Genomic DNA, 24,156 nt, shown 5'->3' on the forward strand with positions numbered 1-24,156 from the left:
GCCCGCGGCCGGGCCTCGGCGGCGGGCCGTCCGGCGGGTAGGGAAGACTTCCCGGCCCGCTCGACCTGCTCACCCTCGGCCGAGCACCAGGGAAGCGCCGCCGCCGAGGGGCCGGACGCGCTCCCTTACCGGGCCGGGAGCACCGGCGTCCCGCTCGGTGGCCGCGCTCTCGCGGGCGTACAGGCAGAGCAGCCGCGGGACCTCGTACAGCGCGGCGTGTGCGGTGACCTCACCGGTGGGCGAGGTCACCGCACCGCTGTCGATGAGCGCCTCGACCGCGCGTATGGTGCCCCGCTCGTCTCGCTCCAGCGCCGCCATCGCGCGGTCCAGCGTGAATCCGCCCCGCCCGAGCCCCGCGAGCCGCACGAGCGTCCCCCGGTCGCGGGCACCCAGGTCCCGCCAGCCCGCGGCGAGGCGGGAGCGCACGGACACGTCTCCGGCGACCAGTTCGTCCAGCGCCGCGGTCGGGTCGTCGAGCCGGTCCGCGTACTCCGCCAGCGGAAGGTGCCGCAGGACCGACAGCCGCATCCCGCTCACCGCCACCGCCAACGGCAGTGCCCCGCAGGCCCGTACGATGCGCAGCGCCGCCGGCGGGTCCGTCCGCAGCCGGTCCTCCCCGATCAGCGTGGCCAGCAGCTCCAGTGCCTCGTCGTCCTCCGGCACGGCCAGCGCCGTCCGGTGCGCGTCCTCCAGCCCGGCCAGCTGACCGCGCGCGGTGAGCACCACCGAACACCGTCCGGACCGGGGCAGCAGCCCCCGCACCGACGCCTCGTCCGCCACGTCGTCCAGCACGATCAGCGCCCGGTGCCGCGACAGCCAGTCCTGCCAGTCGTTCTCGGCCCGCGCCGGATCCGGCCGTCCCGGCCCGCCTGCGTCGCACAGCCGCCCCAGTTCGTCCAGCATGCCGTCGCGGCCGCGGGCCGTGCCGTCCTCGCGCCGGGCCCGTACGTGAACACGCCCGTCGGGGAACCGGTCCGCGAGCAGGTGGGCCGCCCGGACGGCCAGTGCCGACTTTCCCACCCCGGCCGGACCGGAGACGATCAGCACGGCCCCGTCCGGGGCGCCCGACACGTCGAGCAGCCGCGCCAGTTCGCCGTCCCGGCCGGTGAAGTGCCGGCTGTCCGCGGGCAGCGACACACCGCACGCGGCGTTGCGGGGAGCGGCGGGCCGGGACGTGCGACCACCGCCGAGCATCGCCCGGTAGGCGGCCGCCATCGCCGGGCCGGGTTCCAGACCCAGCTCCCTGGCCAGCAGCTGCCGGTAGTCGTCGTACACCGCGAGCGCCTCCGCCTGCCGCCCCTTCTGGTGCAGGGAGTTCATCCACGCGGCCCGGAGCCGCTCCCGGAACGGGTGGCGCTCCACCAGGTCCCGCAGACCGTCCAGGGCCACGCCGGCCCGGCCCGTCTCGATCTCCGTCTCGGCCCAGTCCTCGTAGACGGTGAGGCAGCGGGACTCCAGCCGCTCCGCCTCCTCGGCCACCCCGGCGGAGTCCCGCAGGTCGTGCAGCGGCGGACGCTCTCCCCACAGGTCCAGCGCCTCCCGAAGCAGCCTGGCGGCGGTCCGCAGGTCCCCGCGCTCCCCGGCCGCCCGGCCCGCACGGGCCAGCGTCCGGAAGCGCAGCGTGTCGAGCTCGCCCTCCTCCACCCGCAGCCGGTAGCCGCCGTAGTCGTGCACCACCCGGCCCCGGTCGTCGCCGTCCACGGCCCCGAACAGCGCACGGGCGGCGCTGACATACACCTGCAGGTTCTTGCGCGCGGTCCGCGGCGGCCCCTCGGGCCACACCACGTCGGTGAGCACGTCGACCGGTACGGGGGTGTTGGGGCGGGACAGCAGAGTGGCCAGCACCAGCCGCTGCTTGCGCGGCCCGAGCGGCAGAGGCCTGCCGTCGATCACCGCCGAGAGCGGCCCGAGCAGCGAGAAGTACACCGCACCTGCGGTGCCGTGGCGGGTGGGGGCGGGGGTTCGGGTCATCAGCGGGCCTCCTGGTCGGGGGATGGGTGACAAGCTGCGGTACTCCGCCGATCCTGTCGCGATGTGGGGCGGGTCACATCGGTGCGCGCCCCGCATCTTCCCGGGCGCGCACCCGACCATCCGCGCTCAACTCCCCCATGCCGAGCTGAAGTTCCCCCATCCCCGGGAGCGACTTCCCCACGTCCTCAGGGCTGGTCGACGACGCACTCCGCGGCGAACTCGCACAGGGCCGTACGGTTCGCCCGGCCCGTCTTGCTGAGCAGACTGGCCAGGTGCTTCTCCACCGTGCGCGGCGAGATGGACAGCCGCTGCGCTATCTGCTGGTTGCCCGGCCGCTCCGCCAGCAGCACGAAGACCTCGTACTCGCGAGGAGTCACCCCGTTCGTCCGCAGCGGCGGCGGAATCCGGTCACGGCCGCCGCGGTGCTGGGTGACGCTCACCCCGGCCTGGCGCAGGGCCGCCCGGCACGCCGCCGCCGCGGGCTGCACCCCGGCGCCGTGGAAGAACTCCTCAGCGGTGCGCAGCCACACGACCGGCTCTCCCCAGCCGTCGGCGAACGCCGCCTCGGCGACCAGCCGCAGACCGAGGTGCCTGGCCACCGGGAAGGCCGCCGAGCGGGCGTGGAAGGCCGTCATGCGCCTGGCGGCCCCCGCCTGGTCCCCCTCCCGGCCGAGCAGCACCGCCTCCGCCAGCTCCAGGAACTGGCTGTTCCAGGCCAAGGCGGCTCCGGGCGCTCCGGCCGCCACCTCGTACTCGTCGCGCGACGCCTCACCGCCCAGCACCCGCAGCAGCGGGCGCAGCCCGTAGCGACCACTGAGGTAGTAGTAGCTCGGGTGGTCCCGTTCCCACGCGAGTACGGCGTCCAGGTCCCGCAGGGCCCGCACGCGGTCCTCGTCCAGGAGCGCGCCGATGGCCCCGCAGAAGCCCAGCCGCAGGGGCACCAGCGCGGACTCGTCGCCCCCGGCCCTGCGGAACGCGGCGAGCGACCGCTCCGTCTCCCGGCGGCGGCCACGGTGCGCCGCCGTCGCGGCCCTGGCCAGCAGCAGGTACCGGTGGGCGCCGTGGTTGCCGATCCTGGCACTTGCCTCCACCGACCGGCCGGTGATCTCCTCCGCCTCGTCCCATCGGCCGCACATCACCGCGTTCATCGCGAGGAGCCCGTCGACCGTCTGGGCCAGCAGCAGCGAACCCAGCTCCGCGGCAGCCGCCCGCGCGGAGTGCAGACGGGCCGCGTCACCGGTCCGCATGAAGCCGTTCACCCCCAGGCGCACCAGCGCCTCAACCCGCCACAGGGGCAGGGAGTGCTCGGTGGACAGCGCGAGCATCCGTTCCAGGCACGCGTCGGCGGCGTCGAAGCCCGTCTCCCGCGAGAGGAGCGCCAGCAACTGCCAAGCCTGGCAGGCGACTACCGGGAGCCCTTGTGCCTCAGCGGTCTCCGCGGCCGAGCGGGCGGCCCGTTCGACCGTCTCCGGATCCCGCCGCTCCTCACCCGGGAGGAGCGAGAGGTGGCCGTCGACGACCGCGAGCGACGCCTGGCGGGCGGGTGACGGGGACGGCCCGAACAGGCTCTCGGCCAGTGCGATCTGACGAGCCGTGTCGGCGGCCCGCTCCGCCATGACGGCCACCCAGGCGATCTTGATGTGGGCGTCCCCGCGTCGTGCGGCCGCCTCGGAGCGGGCGGGGACGGGGGGCAGGGACTCGGCGAGCGCGAGCGCGCCGTCCAGGTCGCCGCCTTCTGCCCTGGCCACCGCCAGGGACTCGGTGACGGCAGCCAGGTCGAGCTCGCCGGCCAGCGAGCGGGAACGCTCCAGCAGCACCACTGCCGAGCCGTGCGACCCCGCGGCGAGCATCCGCCGTCCCGCTTCGGCGAACTGGCGGGCCGCGCCGGCGCGATTGCCCGCCGCGAGCTCCAGGGAGGCCACCAGCTGGCGGAGATCCTCGTCGAGCGGCTCCCCGGACTGCTCGACGGCCGTGGCGGCACGCCGGGCCAGCGCGGCGCGCTCGGCCGGTGCCAGGGAGGAGACCAACGCCTCCGCGGTGAGTGTGTGCCGGAAGGTGTAGCGGTCCGGGGCCGCTCCGTCCGGGGCGATCACCCCGGTCTCGACGGCGGATCTCAGATGGGTGAACAGGGCCCGGTCCTCGAGGCCCGTGACGGTCTGCAGCACCGCCACGGAGAACTGGCTGCCCAGGGTCGCCGCCGTCAGCAGAAGGTCACGCACCGGCTCGTCCATCCGGTCCAGCCGCAGGGACCAGCTCCGGAGGATGCGCGAGGGCAAGGCCCAGTCCGGCTGCTCCGCCGCCTCCCAGCCGCTCTCGGTGCGCCGCAGCCTGCCCGTCTCCAGCAGATCGTCCAACAGCACCTCGACCAGGTACGGGTTGCCCGCCGCGCGTTCGACCAGTCGCTGCTGGACGGACGCGGGTATCGCGTCGGGCGGGGTCTCCAGGCACGCACCGGTCAGGGTCCGCACCTGCGCGTCGCCGAGGCCCCGTAACTCCACCACCGTCGCCGTGTGACGCTGCTCGGCGGAGCGTACGAGGTCCAGCGCGGTGCCGGGCTCCGGGCGCAGGGTCCCGAGCAGCAGGACCGGGAGGTCCGCCAGGTTGTCGATGACGTACTCGACGACCGCGACGGTCTCCGTGTCGCAGTCGTGCAGGTCCTCCAGCAGCATCACGCAGCCGGTGTCCCGGCCCAGCACCGACAGCAGCCTCAGGAGCGCCTCGGCCAGTTCGACCACGGTCTCCGTGTATCCCGGGGAGGCCCCGTTCCGCCACTCGGGCACCAGCCTGGCCAACGCGGGGTGGTACGGCACCAGTTCCGGGTCGGTCGGTGTGCCGGCCGCCCGGAAGTGCGACGACAGCGCCTCCATCAGGGGGCGGAACGGTACGACCAGGCCGGTGGAGCCCGCCCGGCCGCGCAGCACCGGCATGCCGAGCCCGTAGGCCTGGTAGGCACATTCACCCACCAGCCTGGACTTGCCGATCCCCGCCTCCCCGGCGAGAAACAGAGCGCGCCCCGAACGCCGTCGTGCGGCGTCCAGGGCGCTGCTCAGCAGGCCGATCTCCTCGTCACGCCCGATGGTGACCGGCGAATTCGCACGCATGGCCGCAGGCTACTTGAACCGTACAGAGCGCGGCAGTAGGCACATTCCCACTCATGAACGCTCGTCTGCGGTCATACGATCGTGAAGGTGGTCCACGGGAAGTCGCCGCCGGGGTCCGTCTCGCCCCCCGCGGCGCTGAGAAGTCTGCTGCGCAGGCCCAGTCTGCTTGTGTTACCGAGCGATATCAGGCCGGCGGGGTGCTCCGGCCCGCTCCCGTGCGCCGTCTCGTCCGCGTATCCGGCCGATTCGCTGATCTGCGTCATCTCTGCCTCATCTACTGTTCGTTGGTCGACAACGTCATGGATACGGAGGACCCTTCGCCCCCCACGGAGTGGCGCATGAGCAGTACCGGGCCGATCCGGTCGGGGAACCCCGCCCGCAGCAGCCCGTGTCCGATGCCCGACAGGCCGGTGAGCAGCCCGGGGTGAGGTACGTGTGCGGGCGTACCGCAGTGCGGTTGCGCCCGGTCGGCGGCGGCCAGCAGGGTGCCGGTCCGTCGCAGCCAGTGGGGGCGGAGGAGGGGCAGGGCTCCGTGGCCGAGCAGCTCCAGCACGCCCAGCTCACCGTGGCAGAGACTGTCGTCGCCGGGGGGCGTCGCGCGGGCCAGGTCGTCCGTCCGTGCCGTGAGCCAGTCGCGGAGCTCCGGATCGGCCACCGCCTGGGGGCTGTCGGCGACCGCGAGTGCGATCCCCGTGCCGCCCTCGCACCAGGCCGGCCCGTCGTGTCCGGCGAGCACGGCACGGCGCAGGGCGTCGAGCCCGGCGTCCCGGTAGCGGGTACCGCCGCCCGCCCCGGCGAACCGCAGCAGCGCCCAGCCGACGCCCGCGGCCCCCTCCGCGAAGCCCTCGGACGCGGGGAGCGCCGCGGATGCGATCCGCTCGGCGCAGCGTTCGGCGCCACGCCACGCCTCCGTACGGCCGGTGGCCCGGTGGACGGCGAGCAGCGACACCAGGCCGCCGGCCGCCCCGCCGCGTACCCCCATCCCTTCCTCGGCCGAACTCGCCGCACAGCTGAGCCTGGTGGCGGGTCCTGCCCACTCCGACACCTGGCGGTCGTCGAGCAGCTTCCCGATCTCGGCCAGGGCGTAGGCGATGCCGCCGAGGCCCGAGAAGGCGCCGGAGCCGAGCAGTCCCAGGTCGTCACCGTTCTGGTGCAGGGTGTCCAGGAGGCCCGGTACGGGCGCCAGCGCGGCGCGCGCCGCGTCGGCGTACCTGGCGGCGCCTGTCAGTGAGGCCAGTTGTGCCAGGAACAGTGCCGGACCCGTGTAGCCGCCGGCGAGATCCGCCGCCATCGGTGTGAGACGCCAGTAGCGTTCGCCGAGCAGCTCCAGACCGATCCAGTTGGTCCGGCCCCCGCCGTGGTAGGCGAGCGAGACGAGCTGGTCGCCCACCGAGCGCGCGGCGGAGAGCAGTCGTTCCGGTTCCGGCGCCGTCGCCTCGGCCCGTGCCCTGCCGCCACCGGCCGCACGGTGCGGGGGTTCGGTGGAGGTGCTGACCATGGCGGTACGGATGATCCGTTCCTGGTCCTGCCGGTCCACGGTGTCCAGGGCCCGGATCTTCGACTCCACCCGTGCCAGACCGGTCGCCCCGGCAGGGCCCGGCATCCTGCGCCCGTTACCGCTCCACACATACCTGGAGTCCGGGCGTGTGGTGAACACCGGTACGTCGCCCTGCCACAGCTCAGCGATCTCCTCGTCCTCCAGACCGGGCAGAGCGGGAGTGCCCAGGGCTCCGGTGCGCAGCAGCCCGAACACCTGCTGCCGTTCGGTGGCGTCCCGCATCAGGTCGGGATGGGTCGACTCGTGCAGCAGGGTGGCGTACGTCCAGGTCGGACGGGGTACGAAGCGGATCTCGTCCCGCGCGAAGACGCGCAGGAGGCCCTTCTCGCCGAGCAGGTCCTCGCGCGAGTCGCTGACGGCCGTGTACGCGGCGCGGAATCCCTCGCACAGCGCGTCGGTGTACCGGAACGGATCGGCCCGTTCCCCGTCGAGCGTCGGGCGGTTGGCCGATTCGGTGAACCGGCCCGCCGCGCGCACCAGGTGCATGGTGTCGGTGCCGGCCCCGGCCCAGGAGGCCGTCTCCAGCGGTGACCGGTCCGCCCGGCCGCCGCCGACGGCGGACATGTCGAGCGCGGTCGTGTCCCCGATCAGCAACTGCGGGAGAAGCCCGACGCGGTGGACGGAGGCGTGCAGGGCACGGGCGGCCGGATCGGCGGGCGGCGCCTGCGTCAGGGGCGGGTGGAACAGCGTCTCCACGTCGACCAGGACGGGGTGCGGGCCGCAGGCGATGAGATTCTCGTGGTGCAGGTCGGTGCCGTCCAGGACGTGCAGCAGCGCCAGCAGCGCACCCAGACGCCGGTAGAAGAGCGTGGTCTCGGCGGCCGAGAGGCAGGGTGCCTCCTCGACGAACTCCGCCCAGCCGTACGCACCGCGGTCCATCACCCCGGGAGCCCGCAGATCGGGCGTCCCCGCATGGGAGTTGAACCACTCGACCAGGGTGTCGAAGTGCCGGTGCGCGGTGAGCGGACGCGGCTTGTAGACCAGCCGGGTGCCGTCGGCGAACCGCAGCAGCATCACCGACCGGCCCCCGCGATGGCTGTCACCCGTGCCGGCCGTGACCCCGGTCAGGGACATCGGCCCGTGAGCTGCGGACCCGGCCGTGCCCGTGCCCTGCAACACCGTGGAGGAGGCCAGGAGGTCCCGGTCGGCCGCGAGTCTGCGGAGCATCTCGGCGAAGGCGTCGGCCGCGTTCATCGCGGCCTGGGCGAGCACTCTGGCGAGCACGGGATATCCGGTGACCAGGGAGGTGAGGCCGGCCCGGCCCGCGGTGAGCCGCAGGAAGTCCCGGAAGCGCTCCTCGGGCCCGTCCCCGCTCAACCCGGCACCCTGCCGTACCCCGTGCAGTTCGGAGACGAGGGTCCTGGCGGCCAGCAGGGCCAGGCGACGAGCGACGTCCTGCCGGAAGCCCTCCAGCACGCTCGGTGGGCAGACGGCCGTCCCCGGCCTTGCGCCGTCCCCGGCCACCGCGTCCACCAGCCGATCGGCGGCACGGACCGCGAACGGCGCGACGACCACCTCGAAGCCGGTCAGATCCGGATAGGCCCGGTCCGCGACCAGTGCCTCCGGCGGCGCGCCCGCCACGGCCTCCCGGACGAACGCGGCCCAGCCGGGCTCCGTACCTGGGTGCGGTCCGACGACGCCCGGAACCCACCAAGGGCCCCCGGTCACAGGGGAGTCGAGGAGAGGGGAGGCGTCGTCCCGCACGTGTGCGTGCTCCGGGCGGTCGTGGTCCGCGGCGGGCACATCTGCGTGCTCCGGGCGGTCGTGGTCCGCGGCCGGGGCGCCCGCTTCGGCCGTCCTGCCCGCACCGCCAACCGCGTTCAGCTCCACCACCGCGTTCACCTCCCCGGCCTCGGGAGCCCCGGTCGGCCTCCCGCACCCATCCTGGAGCGCGGGTGGAGCGGGCACATGGGGGAGTAGCCCCCATCTTTCCGTCCGTGACGCCGAAGCAGTGGGGGCGGGGCCGACGCCCGAGCCGTGGGGGCGGGTCAGAGCGTCGGTGCCGCCGTCGAGCCCCGCACCATCAGTTCGGCCTCGATCGTCGCGACCCCGCCGGGCGGCGGTGTCTCCTTGCCCATCGCCAGCCGGCCCGCCCGCGCCCCCGCCTCGTGCAACGGCAGCCGCACGGTCGTCAGCGCCGGCACGGCGTCCACCGAGAAGGGCAGGTCGTCGAATCCGGCGACCGAGACGTCCTGGGGGATGCGGAGCCCGCGGTCCCGGAGGGCTGCGCAGGCGCCCAGCGCCACCGTGTCGTTCGCGGCGACCACGGCCGTCACCGCGGGCTCGCGGCGCAGGAGTTCGAGCGTGGCGTCGTAGCCGGAGCTCCGGTCGTACGGGCCGTGCACGGTGACGTTCTCCTCGTCGCCGTACAGCCCCGCCGCCTTCATCGCCTCGCGGTGGCCCTCCAGCCGGTGCCGCGTCGTGGTGCGCTCCAGCGGGCCGGCGACGTAGCCGATCCGGCGGTGTCCCAGGGTGATCAGGTGCTCGGTCAGGCGCCGGGCGCCGCCCCTGTTGTCGAAGGCCAGCGCCGCGAGCAGCGCGTCACCCTCCGGCAGCGGAGGGCGCCCGCAGAAGACGATCCTGGTTCCGGCGTCGGCGAGTTTCGCGAGCTTGGCCGCCATCGCGGCCTGGTGCGCCGGGTCCTCCAGGGCGCCGCCGGTGAGGACGACGGCCGCGGCGCGCTGGCGCTGGAGCAGGGTGAGATAGGTCAGTTCGCGCTCGGGGGAGCCGCCGGTGTTGCAGACGACGGCGAGCTTCTCGCCGCCCGCGCGGCCGGATCCGTCGCCCGGCCCGCCGATCTCGCTCTGGGCCGCTCCGGCCATGATCCCGAAGAACGGGTCGGCGATGTCGTTGACCAGGATGCCCACCAGGTCGGAGGTGGCGGCGGCGAGCGAGCTGGCCGGGCCGTTCAGCACGTAGTCCAGCTCGTCCACCGCGCGCAGAACCCGTTCCCGGGTGGACGACGCCACCGGGTAGTTGCCGTTCAGGACACGGGAGACGGTGGCCGGGGACACCCGGGCGCGGGCCGCCACGTCCGCCAGGGTGACTGTCATCTTGCTCCTCCGAGGAGTTGTGGAGCTGCCCCTCTTGTCCAGGCCGCTGTCGGCAGGCTAGCGTCATAGCCGATAGAAAGCGCTTGCTACGGTCGTATGGAGGAACTTTCGTGACACGCAGGACAGTGCGCATCGCCATGAACGGCGTCACGGGGCGCATGGGATACCGGCAGCACCTGGTGCGCTCGATCCTCGCGATCCGCGAGCAGGGCGGCCTCGACCTCGGCGACGGCGACGTGCTGTGGCCCGAGCCCGTGCTCGTCGGCCGCCGCTCCCACGCGCTGGAGGCGCTCGCCGCTCGGCACGGTCTGACCGAGTGGTCCACGGACCTGGACGCCGTGCTCGCCGACGAGTCGATCGACATCTACTTCGACGCCCAGGTCACCTCGGCCCGTGTCGACGCGATCAGGAAGGCGATCGCCGCGGGCAAGCACGTCTACACCGAGAAGCCGACCGCCACCGACGTCGAGGGCGCCCTCGAACTGGCCCGCCTCGCCCGCGACGCCGGGATCAAGCACGGCGTCGTCCAGGACAAGATCTTCCTGCCGGGCCTGCTGAAGCTGAAGCGCCTCATCGACGGCGGCTTCTTCGGCGAGATCCTCTCCGTACGCGGCGAGTTCGGCTACTGGGTCTTCGAAGGCGACTGGCAGGACGCCCAGCGCCCCTCCTGGAACTACCGCGCGGAGGACGGCGGCGGCATCGTCGTCGACATGTTCCCGCACTGGGAGTACGTCCTGCACGAGCTGTTCGGCCAGGTCACGAGCGTGTCGGCGCATGTGCAGACCCACATCCCGCAGCGCTGGGACGAGCAGGGCAAGCCCTACGCCGCCACCGCCGACGACGCCGCGTACGGCACCTTCCAGCTGGCCGGCGGCGCCGTCGCCCAGATCAACTCCTCCTGGGCCGTACGCGTCAACCGCGACGAGCTCGTCGAGTTCCAGGTCGACGGAACCCACGGCTCCGCCGTCGCCGGACTGCGCAACTGCCATGTCCAGCACCGCTCCGCCACCCCCAAGCCGGTCTGGAACCCCGACCTGCCGGTGACCGAGCCGTTCCGCGACCAGTGGCAGGAAGTCCCCGACAACACCGAGTTCGACAACGGCTTCAAGGCCCAGTGGGAGCTCTTCCTGCGCCACATCGCCCTCGACGAGCCCTACACCTGGGACCTGATGGCCGGCGCCCGCGGCGTCCAGCTCGCCGAACTCGGCCTCAGGTCGTCGGCCGAGGGCCGCCGCTTCGACGTACCGGAGCTGAGCCTGTGACCATCCAGCTCCCGCAGGGACCGTACGAGCCCCGGACCACGCCCCTCGACCTGAAGCCGTCCGGTGCGGCGCTCGCCTCCCGCACGGTCTTCTCCGCCGCCCACGTCGTCGCCGACCCGTACGCGGACGTCAGCCCCGACGACCCCGCCGCCGTCGACTGGGACGCCACCCTCGCCTTCCGCCGCCACCTCTGGTCGCACGGCCTGGGCGTCGCCGAGGCCATGGACACCGCGCAGCGCGGTATGGGCCTGGACTGGGCCGGGGCGGCCGAACTCATCCGCCGCTCGGCCGCCGAGGCGAAGTCCGTGGGCGGCAGGATCGCCTGCGGTGTCGGCACCGACCAGCTCACCGGCCCCGCCACCCTGCCCGAGGTGCGCGCCGCGTACGAGGAGCAGCTCGCCCTCGTCGAGGGGAGCGGGGCCCAGGCCATTGTGATGGCCTCCCGCGCGTTGGCCGCCGCGGCGAACGGCCCCGAGGACTACCTGGAGACGTACGCCCATCTCCTGCGCCAGGCCACGGAGCCGGTCGTCCTGCACTGGCTCGGGCCCATGTTCGACCCCGCGCTGGAGGGCTACTGGGGCGGCGCCGACCTCGACGCCGCCACCGACACCTTCCTGAAGGTCATCGCGGAGCACCCGGACAAGGTCGACGGCATCAAGATCTCGCTCCTGGACGCCCGGCGCGAGATCGACGTCAGACGCCGGCTCCCCAGCGGTGTGCGCTGCTACACCGGCGACGACTTCAACTACCCCGAACTGATCGCGGGCGACGACCGCGGCTTCAGCCACGCCCTGCTCGGCATCTTCGACCCGCTGGGCCCGCTGGCCGCCCACGCGGTGCGCGTCCTGGACACGGGGGACGCCCAGGGCTTCCGTACGCTCCTGGATCCCACGGTCGAGCTGTCGCGCCATCTGTTCGAGACCCCGACCCGGTTCTACAAGACGGGTGTCGTCCTCCTCGCCTGGCTGGCCGGCCACCAGGACCACTTCACGATGGTCGGGGGCCTGCAGTCCGCCCGCTCTCTGCCGCACCTGGCGAAGGCCTACGAACTGGCCGACCGGCTGGGCCTGTTCCCCGACCCCGAGCTGGCCGAGTCGCGTATGCGCGCGCTGCTGGCCGTCCACGGAGGAAGCCGATGAGCGCCGATCCGTCCGGCCGGTCCCACCTGTCCCGCCTCTCCGTCAACCAGGAGACGGTCCGCCAGCTGTCCCTGCCGGAGCTCGCCGAGGCCTGCGCCGAAGCCGGAATCGGGCAGGTGGGCCTCTGGCGGGCACCCGTGCAGGAGTACGGCGTCGAGCGCGCGGGACGGCTGTTCAGGGACGCGGGCCTCACCGTGACCAGCCTCTGCCGTGGCGGCTTCCTCACCGCGATCGACCCCGCCGAGCGCGCCCGCGCCCTCCAGGACAACCGGGCGGCGGTGGACGAGGCCGTCGGCGTCGAAACCGACACCCTGGTCCTGGTCTCGGGCGGACTCCCCGCCGGCGAGAAGGACCTGTACGCCGCACGGGAGCGGATCGCCGACGCCCTGACCGAGCTGGCCCCGTACGCCGAGGAGCGGGGTGTGCGCCTCGCCATCGAGCCGCTGCACCCGATGTTCGCCTCCGACCGCTGTGTCGTCTCCACCCTGTCCCAGGCGCTGGACCTCGCGGAGCGGTTCCCGGCCGAGCAGGTCGGGGTGGTCGTCGACACGTACCACGTCTGGTGGGACGACCAGGCGCCCGCACAGATCGCACGGGCCGGCGCGGGCGGGCGGATCCACTCCTTCCAGCTCGCCGACTGGATCACTCCGCTTCCGGCCGGTGTGCTCGTGGGCCGTGGCCAACTGGGTGACGGGAGCGTGGACTTCCGCAGGCTCCGGGCCCAGGTGGAGGCGGCCGGGTTCGAGGGGCCGATCGAGGTCGAGATCTTCAACGAGGAGCTGTGGGCCCGTGACGGTGTCGAGGTGGTCGCCGAAGTGGCCGCCCGCTACACGGAACATGCCTGCTGAGAGCGTCGCCGGGGGCTCGGGTAAAGAGAAGGTCAAGGCGTACAACCTTCTCGCACCCTCCTCGGTCACACTCTGCGTCGGGACTTCCGGGGAGGGGTCCGGGGGGATTTCGGGAAGCCCGACGGAGGGGGTAAGCGAGGGGGGTCCGGCCTTGTGGTCGGGCCCCATTTCGTCGTCCGGGCAGCGGCGCCGACTCCGCTTCCGCTTCCTCACCGGGGTCCAGCGCTCCCGGACCGGTCGAACGCCCGCGAGCCGGTGGTTCACCGCCAGAAACCGCAGGCCCGCCCGATCGCCGTCACGGGTCCCGCCATGACGAGCACACCGGCCGCCGCAGGACCGGCCCAGACGGGGTGGAGGACCAGCAGCGGACCGGCGACGAAACCCGCCAGCAGCACCGCCAGTCCGCATACGCCCACCCAGCTGTCGTCGTCGGCCGTCCGCCCCCGGACCCACAGCCCGCCCAGGACCAGCGTCATGAGCCAGAACTCGATGCCGAAGAACCAGCCCAGTTCCCCGGTGCTCGCGCGGACGAACCGCGCGTCGGTGTACGAGACGAGCAGTGCAGCGGGTGCGATGACGGCGGTCTTCCGGGCCGCCGAGGCCAAAGACGTCCGTGTCGCGCGGAGGCGCGAGCCGGGGACGACCGCCTCCCCGCCCGAGTTGTGGCCGTCCGCGTCGCCCGTACCGGTCATCCGGGTTCCCCCTCCACAGCTCGATCCGGCCCTGCTCCCGGCTCTGCTCCCGGCCCTCGTTCCGGCTCTGGTTCCGGCCTTTGGGGTCGCCCGAAGTGCGGGCCTCCGCACCTGAGACGCCCCTGGGCGCCGAGCGGTTCGCCTCGCCGCGCCCCTCCGTGCGGCGGGGAGTTCAGGCCGGGGTGGCCGGCTTCCTGAACAGCGCGGTCCACAGGAACCCCTCGCCGAAGCAGTGGGAGTCCTCCGGTTCGTCCCGCATCCGGCGCAGTTCGACCTCCTCCAGCCCGGCGAAGATCCAGCGCAGCGACTCGGGCGTGAAGGCGAGACCGCCCTCCAGCCCTCCCGAGCCGTAGAGTTCGGCGTCGGGCAGCTCGGAGCCCATCGCGCCGGAGGCGAAGCAGCTGAGGGCCAGGTGGCCGCCGGGCACCAGGGCGCGCTCCACGAGGCCGAGATAGCTGACGCGCCGGTGGGGCGGCAGATGGTGGAAGCAGCCGGAGTCGTAGATCAGGTCGTACGGCCCGGAGGGCGCGCCCGCTGCGAACGCGTCCCCGCAGTGGAAACGGAGGTCCGCCCCGGCCTCACGGGCCCGCTCCTCCGCCCAGGCGATGGCCCCGGGTGACAGATCCACGGCGTCCACCTCGAAACCTGAGGCGGCCAGGCGCAGTGCGTTGCGTCCCGCACCGCAGCCGAGGTCGAGAGCGCGGCCGGGCGTGAGCAGGCCACGGCCGAGATACGAGACGAGGTTCTCGTCCGGCTTCGCCACGAAGAACGGCACGGGCTTCGACCGGTCCTCGTAGAACCTGTCCCACCAGCCGCTCGCGTCCTTTGTCCACCGGTCCGCCTCCGGCGCGAACAGGCTGTCCATGAGCTTCAGTACGTCGTCCACCGAGCGAATGTTCCGGTCCATCCAGACCCCTTCCCGAGGCCCCGATTCTAGCCGGGACCGAGCCATCACCCCAGGTTGGAGACGGTTTGCGTGGCGTCTGGACGGGTGGCTGCGCGCCGCCGGCGAGGGGGTTGGGCTCGCGGGTCCGGACGGGCGTGAAGGCGCCCCGAACGATCCGCCGACGAGCCTGGACAGGGCGCTGTGCGGGGCGCCCGGCGGTGTTTCCCGAACGCATCCCCGGCGATGGGCCCCGGGCCGCTCCGCCTCTCGGTCAGGGCTTCGGGCGGCCCGGGCACACCGCATTCGGTGCACTCCATCAGGACGCGACGAACGACCCTTGCCGGGACGGCTGTTGAGACCGCACCGGGGAGGCGGGGCGGGATCTTGTCGATGAGACGACGGCGTACGAAACCGACGGGCGAGCCGATCTGCGGGGGAAGTCCGGCGACGAGGGCCCGGGTGAGGAAGTCCGTGTCCACGCCCCGGTCCAGCCAGGTGGCAGCCAGTTCCTCGAGCACCGTGCAGTCGGCGGCGGACAGGGCCAGGCGTGTTTCGAGGCGGCCGAGTCGGGCGAGAGCGAGGGTGACGGCGCGGCGGGGCCTCCCCCCGCCGGCGGTTCGCTGTCGCGGCACGGGCTTCGCGCCGGGCGGGGGAGCGGGCTGCGGAGCTTCCGAGGGCTCGGCCTGCGGAGCCGAATCCTCCTGGAGTGCGGGGCAGGCCGTCTCCGCCGTCGGGGCCGCCTGGTGGCTCCCGGGGGCGGGTGCGGGTGTGGGGGAAGTCGCGGTTCCGGTTCCGGCTCCGCTCCGGGTGAAGGTGTCCCACCATTCGCTGTCGTGGGCGGTGCGGGACCAGAAGGCGCGGGTGACCCAGCGGCTCCGGCCGCTCTCGACGACCTGGCAGCGCACGCGCCGCAGATGACCGGCCACGCCCAGGGCCCGCAGCGCGCTGCCGACAGCCATCAGTCCGCACAACGGGAGTGACCTGGCCAGGGACTCGACGTCCATGGCGCAGCCCTCGGGAAGCCGGTCCACGTATCCGGCGACATACCGCTCCCGCTCCGGCAGGAGCGCGAAGTCGTCGCTCAAGCATCGAGCCGACCCCTCCTCCCGTACCCACGAAAGAGTGAGCCGCCCGTCCCGGCGCCCGGAGCGCGAGCCTCCCGGCCCTCGGAGCGCGAGCTTCGGGGCCCGGGCTCCCGGCGTACGGTTCGGAGCGGCGAGCACCCCTGGGCTCGATCATCCGCTGTCAGTCCCACCCGATACCGTCGTCCCATGTCGCACACCGCCGTGCTCGAGGGCGTCCTGGAGCGCATCACCTACGCCAACGACGAGAACGGCTACACCGTCGCCCGCGTCGACACCGGTCGCGGGGCCGGTGACCTGCTCACCGTCGTCGGTTCGCTGCTCGGTGCCCAGCCAGGTGAGTCCCTGCGGATGGAGGGGCGTTGGGGTTCGCACCCGCAGTTCGGCAAACAGTTCCTGGTCGACAACTACACGACGATCCTCCCGGCCACCATCCAGGGCATCCGCCGCTACCTCGGCTCCGGTCTGATCAAGGGCATCGGTCCCGTCATGGCGGACCGCATCACCACGCACTTCGGCGTCGACACCCTGGACATCATCGAACAGCAGCCGAAGCGGCTCGTGGAGGTCCCCGGGCTCGGTCCCAAGCGGACGAAGATGATCGCCGCGGCCTGGGAGGAGCAGAAGGCGATCAAGGAGGTCATGGTCTTCCTCCAGACCGTCGGCGTCTCCACCTCCATCGCCGTCCGCATCTACAAGAAGTACGAGGACGCCTCGATCTCCGTCGTGAAGAACCAGCCCTACCGGCTGGCCGCCGACGTCTGGGGCATCGGCTTCCTCACCGCCGACCGCATCGCCCAGGCCGTCGGCATCCCGCACGACAGCCCCGAGCGGGTCAAGGCCGGACTGCAGTACGCCCTGTCCCAGTCCACCGACCAGGGGCACTGCTTCCTTCCCGAGGAACGGCTGATCGCCGACGGGGTGAAGCTGCTCCAGGTCGACACCGGACTCGTCATCGACTGTCTCGCCGAACTCGCGCAGGACCCGGAGGGCGTCGTACGGGAGAAGGTGCCGGGGCCCGAGGACGGTCAGCCCGTCACCGCGGTGTACCTGGTCCCCTTCCACCGCGCCGAGATCGCCCTCGCCGCCCAGGTGCAGCGCCTGCTGCGTACGCCGGAGGACCGGATGCCGGCCTTCCAGGACGTCGACTGGGACAAGGCGCTGACCTGGCTCGCCGGGCGCACGGGTGCCACGCTGGCTCCCGAGCAGGAGGCGGCCGTGCGGCTCGCACTCAGCAGGAAGGTCGCCGTCCTCACCGGCGGCCCCGGTTGCGGGAAGTCGTTCACCGTCCGCTCCGTGGTCGAGCTGGCCCGCGCCCGGAACGCCAAGGTGGTGCTGGCCGCGCCCACCGGGCGGGCCGCGAAGCGGCTCTCCGAGCTGACCGGGGCCGAGGCGTCCACCGTGCACCGGCTCCTGGAGCTGAAGCCGGGCGGGGACGCCGCCTACGACCGGGAGCGCCCCTTGGAGGCCGACCTGGTCGTCGTCGACGAGGCGTCGATGCTCGATCTGCTGCTCGCCAACAAGCTCGTCAAGGCGGTGGCACCCGGTGCCCATCTCCTGTTGGTCGGCGATGTGGACCAGCTTCCCTCGGTCGGCGCCGGGGAGGTGCTGCGGGACCTGCTCGCGGAGGGCGGCCCCGTCCCGGCGGTCCGGCTGACCACCGTCTTCCGGCAGGCCCAGAAGTCGGGCGTCGTCACCAACGCCCACCGGATCAACTCCGGAGTGCCGCCGCTGACCCAGGGGCTGGACGACTTCTTCCTCTTCGTGGAGGACGAGACGGAGGACGCGGGGGTACTCGCCGTCGATGTCGCGGCGCGTCGCATCCCCGCCAAGTTCGGCCTGAATCCCCGTCGTGACGTCCAGGTGCTCGCCCCCATGCACCGTGGCCCCGCTGGCGCTGGCCATCTCAACGGCCTGCTCCAGCAGGCCATCACCCCGGCACGCCCGGGACTGCCCGAGAAGCGGTTCGGCGGCCGGGTGTTCCGGGTAGGCGACAAGGTGACCCAGATCCGCAACAACTATGACAAAGGGGAGAACGGTGTCTTCAACGGTACGGTCGGTGTCGTCACCGCTCTCGACCCGGACGAGCAGAAGCTGACGGTCCTGACCGACGAGGACGAGGAGATCGTCTACGACTTCGACGAGTTGGACGAACTGGCCCACGCGTACGCGATGACCATCCACCGTTCGCAGGGCAGCGAGTATCCGGCCGTGGTCATTCCGGTGACGACCAGCGCCTGGATGATGCTCCAGCGGAACCTGCTCTACACCGCCGTGACCAGGGCCAAGAAGCTTGTCGTGCTGGTCGGTTCTCGTAAGGCCATCGGTCAGGCGGTCCGCACCGTTTCCGCCGGCCGGCGCTGTACGGGACTGGATTTCCGGCTCCGCGGCGGTACGGCCGAAGACTTCCCGGAAAAATGATCGATCAAAACGGTGGGAAACATCACTGAGCTCTTCCGGAACCGTGATCCAGGGGGCAGGATGAGAAAGTTGGCGGCACTCAGTGCCGCCAGTAGGTCCAATGGACGACCCCGAGTGCACTCTCCTGAGCCAAATGGGGGAGGGTGGAGACAGTCAGGGCACCTCGAAGAAGAGGCACTACGTCGGTGAGGGATGACGTGAGCGAGCACACCAACAACGCTGTAGTACTGCGGTACGGCGATGACGAGTACACCTACCCGGTGATCGACAGCACCGTCGGCGACAAGGGCTTCGATATCGGGAAGCTCCGGGCCAATACCGGCCTGGTCACGCTGGACAGCGGCTACGGCAACACGGCCGCGTATAAATCCGCCATCACCTACCTCGACGGCGAGCAGGGCATCCTGCGGTACCGCGGCTACCCGATCGAGCAGCTCGCGGAGAGCTCGACGTTCCTCGAGGTCGCCTACACGCTGATCAACGGTGACCTTCCCAAGGTCGACGAGCTGTCGGCCTTCAAGAACGAGATCACCCAGCACACGCTGCTGCACGAGGACGTCAAGCGCTTCTTCGACGGCTTCCCGCGCGACGCCCACCCGATGGCCATGCTGTCCTCGGTCGTCAGCGCGCTGTCCACGTTCTACCAGGACAGCCACAACCCGTTCGACGAGGAGCAGCGCCACCTCTCGACGATCCGGCTGCTCGCCAAGCTCCCGACGATCGCCGCTTACGCGTACAAGAAGTCGATCGGCCACCCGTTCGTCTACCCGCGCAACGACCTCGGCTACGTCGAGAACTTCCTGCGCATGACGTTCTCCGTGCCGGCCCAGGAGTACGTGCCGGACCCGGTCGTCGTCTCGGCGCTCGAGAAGCTGCTCATCCTGCACGCGGACCACGAGCAGAACTGTTCGACCTCCACCGTGCGTCTCGTCGGCTCATCGCAGGCGAACATGTTCGCCTCGATCTCGGCCGGCATCTCCGCCCTGTGGGGCCCGCTGCACGGCGGTGCCAACCAGTCGGTCCTGGAGATGCTCGAGGGCATCCAGGCCAACGGCGGCGACGTCGACTCCTTCATCCAGAAGGTGAAGAACAAGGAGGACGGCGTCCGCCTGATGGGCTTCGGCCACCGGGTGTACAAGTCCTTCGACCCGCGCGCCAAGATCATCAAGGCTGCGGCCCACGACGTGCTGTCCTCGCTCGGCAAGTCCGACGAGCTGCTGGACATCGCGCTCAAGCTGGAGGAGCACGCGCTCTCCGACGAGTACTTCGTCTCGCGCAACCTCTACCCCAACGTGGACTTCTACACGGGCCTGATCTACCGCGCCATGGGCTTCCCGACCGAGATGTTCACCGTGCTGTTCGCGCTCGGCCGGCTTCCCGGCTGGATCGCCCAGTGGCACGAGATGATCAAGGAGCCGGGATCCCGCATCGGCCGCCCGCGCCAGATCTACACCGGCGAGGTCCTGCGCGACTTCGTCCCGGTCGAGGGCCGCTGAACCACGGTCCGCTGAGCCGCTGCTGTACCCGGCCGATCCGGTCGGCATCCTTCGCCCCGCGTACCGCGCCCGAAACATTCGGAGCGCGGTGTCGGGGCGATTCGGCGTTCCGGGTGCTTGACGGGCGGTGAGGCAGCCGGGGAGCCGGTCACCGGACGTCGCGGAAGAGAAAAACGCCCCGTCTGCCGATCCCCCCACGGGTCGACGGACGGGGCGTTTCCCGTATCCCGGAGCGGATTCCCCCCACGGGATCCGGCCGGGCGCCTGAAGGGAGCCGGAGCTCCCGTTGTTCTTCGGTGGTGCTTGTTCGGTTCGGTCCTGCTGTGCGATCTGCCGGGGTACGTACGCACGGGAGGGCCGCTCAAAGCTCCCCGGTGCACGTGCCCCGGCCGGCGCTTGCCAGGAGCGTCCCCCAAGACACTCCATCGGACGTCCCCCAAGACATCCATGGCATCGCACTCTTAGACTCACCAACCCATCAGATGGTTACCCTCGAATCGGTGTGATCTAAGTCTCTTTGTAGAAATTATGTGAAGGAGCGCAACCTCAAGCTGTTCAGCACCACGAACACCGACGAAAACGCCATCGCCGCACCTGCGATCATGGGGCTGAGCAGCCCGAACGCAGCCAAAGGCAGTGCAGCCACGTTGTAGCCGAAGGCCCAGAAGAGGTTGCTTCTGATAGTCGACAGAGTACGCCGTGAGAGCCGGATGGCGGCAGTGGTCACCTTGAGATCTCCATGAACCAGTGTGAGGTCGCCCGCCTCGATCGCCGCGTCGGTGCCCGTTCCCATCGAAAGACCCAGATCGGCGACCGCCAGCGCCGCCGCGTCGTTCACCCCGTCACCGACCATCGCGACGGACCGGCCCTCCGCCTGGAGGCGCCGTACGACCTCCGCCTTGTCCTCGGGCAGCACCTCCGCGTGCACCTCGTCGATACCGACCGCGCGTGCCACGGCGTCCGCCACGGCGCGGTTGTCACCGGTCAGCAGGATCGGCCTGAGGCCCAGTGCGCGCAGCTCCGCGACGGCCTCGGCACTGCCCTCCTTCACCGCGTCGGCGACCTCCAGTACACCCCTCGCCCGTCCGTCCCAGGCCACGACGACGGCCGTACGGCCCTGGAGGGCCGCATCCGACAGGGCGTCGGACAGCGGCGGCGGCATGGCGATCCCGGCCTCGCCGAGGAGGCGTGGCCGGCCGACAAGCACCTCGCGCCCCTCGACGGTGCCGTGCACGCCGAGACCGGGAACACTGGTGAAGCCCACCGCGGGGGGAAGCGCCCCGCCGGTCCGAGCGACCGCTCCCGCGGCCACCGCCCGCGCCACGGGGTGCTCGGAGGCGTGCTCGACCGCCCCCGCGAGCCGCAGTACGTCGGTCTCGGCCGTGCCGGGGGCGGTGTGGACGCGTCCGAGGGTCATGCGGCCGGTGGTGACCGTGCCGGTCTTGTCGAGGACGATCGTGTCGACCCTGCGGGCGGTCTCCAGCACCTCGGGGCCCTTGATCAGGATCCCGAGCTGGGCGCCGCGCCCGGTGCCCACCATGAGGGCGGTGGGGGTGGCGAGGCCCAGAGCGCACGGGCAGGCGACGATCAGGACGGCGACGGCCGCGGTGAACGACCCTGTGACGTCATCCGTGACGAGGAGCTGCGCGACCAGGGTCACCAGGGCGATCAGCAGGACCACGGGGACGAAGACGGCCGAGACCCGGTCCGCCAGACGCTGTGCGGCCGCCTTGCCGTTCTGGGCGTCCTCCACGAGGCGGGCCATGCGGGCGAGCTGGGTGTCGGAGCCGACCCGGGCCGCCTCGACCACCAGCCGTCCGGACGTGTTGAGCGTGCCGCCGGTGACGGAGTCGCCGGGGGCCGCGTCCACCGGAAGCGACTCCCCGGTCAGCATCGAGACGTCGACCGCCGAGAAGCCCTCGACGACGGTGCCGTCGGTGGCGATCGTCTCGCCGGGCCGCACGACGAACAGGTCGCCGACGAGGAGGGTGCCGACCGGGACGCGTACCTCGGTGGTCCCTTGTGCTGTCCTTGGTGCCGCCGGTGCCGCTGATGCTCCTTGCGTCCCGTCCACTCCTCGCGCCCGGTGCTCGGGCGTCCCAGGTCCCGTGGTTCCGGGGGGCGCCTCCGCTCCGGGGCGGAGGACCGTGACGTCCTTCGCCCCCAGGTGCAGCAGCGCGCGCAGGGCGGAACCGGTCTTTCGCTTCGACCGCGCCTCCAGGTACCGCCCCAGCAGGATGAAGCCGGTGACTCCCGCCGCCACCTCCAGGTAGATGGTGGCGGACGGATCGGACCGGGAGACCGCGACATCGAACCCGTGCCGCATGCCCGGCATGCCCGCGTCGCCGAGGAACAGAGCCCACAGCGACCAGCCGAAGGCGGCGAGCGTACCGATCGAGACCAGCGTGTCCATGGTCGCGGCGCCGTGCCGCAGGTTGGTCCAGGCGGCACGGTGGAAGGGCAGCCCGCCCCAGACGACCACCGGTGAGGCGAGGGTGAGGGACAGCCACTGCCAGTTGTCGAACTGCAAGGCGGGGACCATGGCCATCAGGACCACCGGCACGGCGAGCGCGGCGGAGACGAGGAGGCGCTGCCGGAGTGCTGCGACGGCCCCGTCGGCCGGTCCGGGGGCGCCGCCTTCGCCGTCGGGGGTGCTCGTGTCCCTGGTGCCGGGGGCGTCGGCCGTACCGGTCGGGTGCTCGGTGGCGCCGCTACCGCCGCCCCGGCCCGCCGTGTTCGTTCCCCGTACCGCACTCTCTCCGGGCGCAAGTGACGGCGGCGGCGCGGGGGCGGTGCGGATCACCGGCCGCGCCGTGTAGCCGGTCTTCTCGACGGTGGCGACGAGATCCTCCAGCGCGGTTCCGGCACCGAAGGAGACGCGGGCCTTCTCGGTCGCGTAGTTGACGGTGGCGGTGACCCCGTCCATCCGGTTGAGCTTCTTCTCGACGCGGGCCGCGCAGGAGGCGCAGGTCATCCCGCCGATCGTGAGCTCGGCCTCGGAGGTCTCCGCCGTGGAGGCCTCGGCTGCCGTGGTGCTGGCCATGTGCGGACTCCTGGGTCGAGCAGTCGGGCCGGTTCTCCCCACCAGTATCTGCCTCCCGGGCGGGCGGAGCGCTCGCCGGTGGTGCATGGTGGCGCGCATCGGTGACGGGTCGGTGCGCGGAGGCCGCGCGGGAGCCCGGGCGCCGATCGCGCTGTGTCTCGGCCTCCGGCGGGGGCACCCGTGGAGCGGCTCGTACGCTCCTGGGTGCTTCCCGTACGGGGCGCGGGTGTGCGCAGGTGCATCCCGCGCTGGGGCGGGGCGTGCGGGGCGCGGTGCGCGCGGCAGGACCGCCCCGGTGTGCCCGGGGCGGTCCGCCGGGGCCGGCCGCCGTCAGGCGCGGCCCACGAGCTCGTACCCTGCCTCGTCGACCGCTGCGCGTACGGCGTCCTCGGACAGCGGGGCGGCGGAGGTGACAGTCACCCGGCCGTCGGCGGCCTCCGCCTTCACCGAGGTGACACCCTCGATCCCGGAGATCTCCTCGGACACGGCCCCCTCGCAGTGGCCGCAGGTCATGCCCTTCACCTCGTACACCGTGGTGACCCCGCCCGCCCGGACGTCGGCCGTCCCGTCCTGGCAGGAACCGGTGGACGAGCAGCAGGAGTCGGCGGCCCGGGGGGTCTCGGTCTCGGCGGTCATGGCGTTCTCCTCTTCGCGGACACACGGGATGCTGTGGTGCAGGTGGTGCAGGTGGTGCAGGTGGTGCACGAGGGGGCGCGGGTGCGCCCGGTGCGGCCATCTGCTCACCGATTATACCCCTAGGGGGTATTTGCCCGTCCGGTGGTCACCCCGTCGGGCGTGTCGCACGCCAGGGGGCCCAGGTAGCGGCGCATCACGGTCTTGAGTTCCTCGACGTACGACTCCTGCTCGGGACCCTGGTGGGACATGACGAGGTCGAGCCCCGACTTGAAGAGCACGAAGGACATCTCGGCGACGCGCGCGACCTGGCCCTCCGGTAGGTGCGGCAGGTAGGCGCCGAGCAGCTGCTCGGTCCGCTCGAGCATGGTGGCGTGCAGTACGTCGTGCTCCTGGGTGATCACGCCGGGGATCTCGGAGCCGTGGGTCAGGACGGCGAAGGCCGGGTTCTCGCGGTTGAAGGCGATCAGCGGGTCGAGGACGGTGTCCAGCAGGCGGTCGAGCGGCAGCTCCAGGTGGCTGACGACGAAGGCGGCGCCGTACGTCTCCCGCCAGCGGTGCATGAGCTGGTCGCCGAGCTCTACCGCGATGGCCTCCTTGTTGGGGAAGAACTGGTAGAGCGTGCCGGGCGAGACGCCCGCCTCCCGGGCGATGGCGTTGGTGCTCGCCCCGTTGTAGCCGCTGGCGCAGAAGACGCTCGCCGCGGCCTCCAGCAGCTGGGCGATGCGGGCCTCCCCGCGCGCCTGGCGGCGGCGGGGCCGTGGTGCCCCGGCCTCCGCGGCGGTCGCGCCCTCGCCGCCCTCGCCACCCTGCACGGGTGCGGCGGTGTTCTCCGCCCTGGCCTCAGGCACGTCGATCCCCAGCTTTCAAGACGCGGTTGACAAACACGAGTGGGTACTCGCATTCTGATGAAACACGAGCGATGGCTCGTGTTTGCCAGTGTACGTGGCAATGACCGACCCATGCCGCTT

16 protein-coding genes are annotated in these 24,156 nt (G+C 72.2%); 5 read left to right on the forward strand and 11 right to left on the reverse strand.

The genetic code is table 11. The features are described 5' to 3' along the window. Positions 1–69: 69 nt before the first annotated feature. The 5 genes from AB0I83_RS04850 to AB0I83_RS04870 form a co-directional block, all read right to left on the reverse strand. Positions 70–1,971, reverse strand: coding sequence for a BTAD domain-containing putative transcriptional regulator (locus AB0I83_RS04850; RefSeq protein WP_363303615.1), 1,902 nt, complete (start codon positions 1,969–1,971; stop codon positions 70–72). A 185-nt stretch (positions 1,972–2,156) separates the two neighbouring features. After that, positions 2,157–5,072, reverse strand: coding sequence for an AAA family ATPase (locus AB0I83_RS04855; protein ID WP_363303616.1), 2,916 nt, complete (start codon positions 5,070–5,072; stop codon positions 2,157–2,159). A 71-nt stretch (positions 5,073–5,143) separates the two neighbouring features. After that, a complete protein-coding gene (locus tag AB0I83_RS04860; protein ID WP_363303617.1) occupies positions 5,144–5,335 on the reverse strand; it encodes a hypothetical protein in 192 nt (63 codons plus the stop codon). An 11-nt stretch (positions 5,336–5,346) separates the two neighbouring features. Beyond that, positions 5,347–8,463 (reverse strand): type 2 lanthipeptide synthetase LanM family protein, encoded by a 3,117-nt coding sequence (locus tag AB0I83_RS04865; RefSeq protein WP_363303618.1) that lies wholly within the window; start codon positions 8,461–8,463, stop codon positions 5,347–5,349. A gap of 155 nt (positions 8,464–8,618) precedes the next feature. Then, complete coding sequence (locus AB0I83_RS04870; RefSeq protein ID WP_363303619.1) at positions 8,619–9,683, reverse strand: LacI family DNA-binding transcriptional regulator; 1,065 nt, start codon at positions 9,681–9,683, stop codon at positions 8,619–8,621. Positions 9,684–9,793: 110 nt separating this feature from the next. On the opposite strand from AB0I83_RS04870, the gene AB0I83_RS04875 reads away from it, so the two are divergent. The 3 genes from AB0I83_RS04875 to AB0I83_RS04885 are packed head-to-tail and all read left to right on the forward strand — an operon-like array spanning position 9,794 to position 12,932. After that, entirely contained in the window at positions 9,794–10,945 is a 1,152-nt protein-coding gene (locus AB0I83_RS04875; RefSeq protein ID WP_363303620.1) for a Gfo/Idh/MocA family oxidoreductase, read from the forward strand. Continuing rightward, positions 10,942–12,084, forward strand: coding sequence for a dihydrodipicolinate synthase family protein (locus AB0I83_RS04880; protein ID WP_363303621.1), 1,143 nt, complete (start codon positions 10,942–10,944; stop codon positions 12,082–12,084). The genes AB0I83_RS04875 and AB0I83_RS04880 overlap by 4 nt, the downstream gene beginning before the upstream one ends. Then, complete coding sequence (locus AB0I83_RS04885; protein ID WP_363303622.1) at positions 12,081–12,932, forward strand: sugar phosphate isomerase/epimerase family protein; 852 nt, start codon at positions 12,081–12,083, stop codon at positions 12,930–12,932. Before AB0I83_RS04880 ends, AB0I83_RS04885 begins: the two co-directional genes overlap by 4 nt. Before the next feature lie 260 nt (positions 12,933–13,192). Here AB0I83_RS04885 and AB0I83_RS04890 read toward each other — a convergent pair whose 3' ends face one another. The 3 genes from AB0I83_RS04890 to AB0I83_RS04900 form a co-directional block, all read right to left on the reverse strand. Beyond that, positions 13,193–13,624, reverse strand: coding sequence for a hypothetical protein (locus tag AB0I83_RS04890; protein ID WP_363303623.1), 432 nt, complete (start codon positions 13,622–13,624; stop codon positions 13,193–13,195). Between the two features lie 172 nt (positions 13,625–13,796). Beyond that, the gene (locus tag AB0I83_RS04895; protein ID WP_363303624.1) at positions 13,797–14,531 is read right to left on the reverse strand and encodes a class I SAM-dependent methyltransferase; all 735 of its coding nucleotides are present in this window, start codon (positions 14,529–14,531) and stop codon (positions 13,797–13,799) included. Between the two features lie 44 nt (positions 14,532–14,575). Next, on the reverse strand, positions 14,576–15,595 hold the full coding sequence (locus tag AB0I83_RS04900) for a MarR family transcriptional regulator (protein WP_363303625.1): 1,020 nt from the start codon (positions 15,593–15,595) through the stop codon (positions 14,576–14,578). A 186-nt stretch (positions 15,596–15,781) separates the two neighbouring features. Here AB0I83_RS04900 and AB0I83_RS04905 point away from each other — a divergent pair, with 186 nt between their 5' ends. Then, positions 15,782–18,013 (forward strand): ATP-dependent RecD-like DNA helicase, encoded by a 2,232-nt coding sequence (locus tag AB0I83_RS04905; RefSeq protein ID WP_356533804.1) that lies wholly within the window; start codon positions 15,782–15,784, stop codon positions 18,011–18,013. A 197-nt stretch (positions 18,014–18,210) separates the two neighbouring features. Further along, positions 18,211–19,509 carry a citrate synthase gene (locus tag AB0I83_RS04910; protein ID WP_073746777.1) on the forward strand — a complete coding sequence of 433 codons (1,299 nt, stop codon included), beginning with the start codon at positions 18,211–18,213 and terminating at the stop codon, positions 19,507–19,509. 526 nt (positions 19,510–20,035) lie between these two features. On the opposite strand, the gene AB0I83_RS04915 is transcribed toward AB0I83_RS04910, so the two are convergent. The 3 genes from AB0I83_RS04915 to AB0I83_RS04925 all read right to left on the reverse strand — a co-directional run bounded on the left by AB0I83_RS04915 (position 20,036) and on the right by AB0I83_RS04925 (position 24,000). Beyond that, positions 20,036–22,552: a heavy metal translocating P-type ATPase gene (locus AB0I83_RS04915; protein ID WP_363303626.1), complete on the reverse strand. Its 2,517-nt coding sequence runs from the start codon at positions 22,550–22,552 to the stop codon at positions 20,036–20,038. Between the two features lie 330 nt (positions 22,553–22,882). Beyond that, positions 22,883–23,188, reverse strand: coding sequence for a heavy-metal-associated domain-containing protein (locus AB0I83_RS04920; RefSeq protein WP_363303799.1), 306 nt, complete (start codon positions 23,186–23,188; stop codon positions 22,883–22,885). Between the two features lie 119 nt (positions 23,189–23,307). Then, on the reverse strand, positions 23,308–24,000 hold the full coding sequence (locus tag AB0I83_RS04925; RefSeq protein ID WP_363303800.1) for a TetR/AcrR family transcriptional regulator: 693 nt from the start codon (positions 23,998–24,000) through the stop codon (positions 23,308–23,310). Between the last annotated feature and the right edge of the window lie 156 nt (positions 24,001–24,156).

Origin of the sequence: Streptomyces sp. NPDC049970, assembly GCF_040660235.1 — a bacterium.
GTDB lineage: Bacteria > Actinomycetota > Actinomycetes > Streptomycetales > Streptomycetaceae > Streptomyces.

Coding starts and splice junctions, on each gene's coding strand:
- AB0I83_RS04895 (WP_363303624.1), bottom strand. CDS start 14,531: ATGGACCGGAACATTCGCTCGGTGGACGACGTACTGAAGCTCATGGAC.
- AB0I83_RS04850 (WP_363303615.1), bottom strand. CDS start 1,971: ATGACCCGAACCCCCGCCCCCACCCGCCACGGCACCGCAGGTGCGGTG.
- AB0I83_RS04870 (WP_363303619.1), bottom strand. CDS start 9,683: ATGACAGTCACCCTGGCGGACGTGGCGGCCCGCGCCCGGGTGTCCCCG.
- AB0I83_RS04855 (WP_363303616.1), bottom strand. CDS start 5,072: ATGCGTGCGAATTCGCCGGTCACCATCGGGCGTGACGAGGAGATCGGC.
- AB0I83_RS04860 (WP_363303617.1), bottom strand. CDS start 5,335: ATGACGCAGATCAGCGAATCGGCCGGATACGCGGACGAGACGGCGCAC.
- AB0I83_RS04885 (WP_363303622.1), top strand. CDS start 12,081: ATGAGCGCCGATCCGTCCGGCCGGTCCCACCTGTCCCGCCTCTCCGTC.
- AB0I83_RS04905 (WP_356533804.1), top strand. CDS start 15,782: ATGTCGCACACCGCCGTGCTCGAGGGCGTCCTGGAGCGCATCACCTAC.
- AB0I83_RS04915 (WP_363303626.1), bottom strand. CDS start 22,552: ATGGCCAGCACCACGGCAGCCGAGGCCTCCACGGCGGAGACCTCCGAG.
- AB0I83_RS04920 (WP_363303799.1), bottom strand. CDS start 23,188: ATGACCGCCGAGACCGAGACCCCCCGGGCCGCCGACTCCTGCTGCTCG.
- AB0I83_RS04890 (WP_363303623.1), bottom strand. CDS start 13,624: ATGACCGGTACGGGCGACGCGGACGGCCACAACTCGGGCGGGGAGGCG.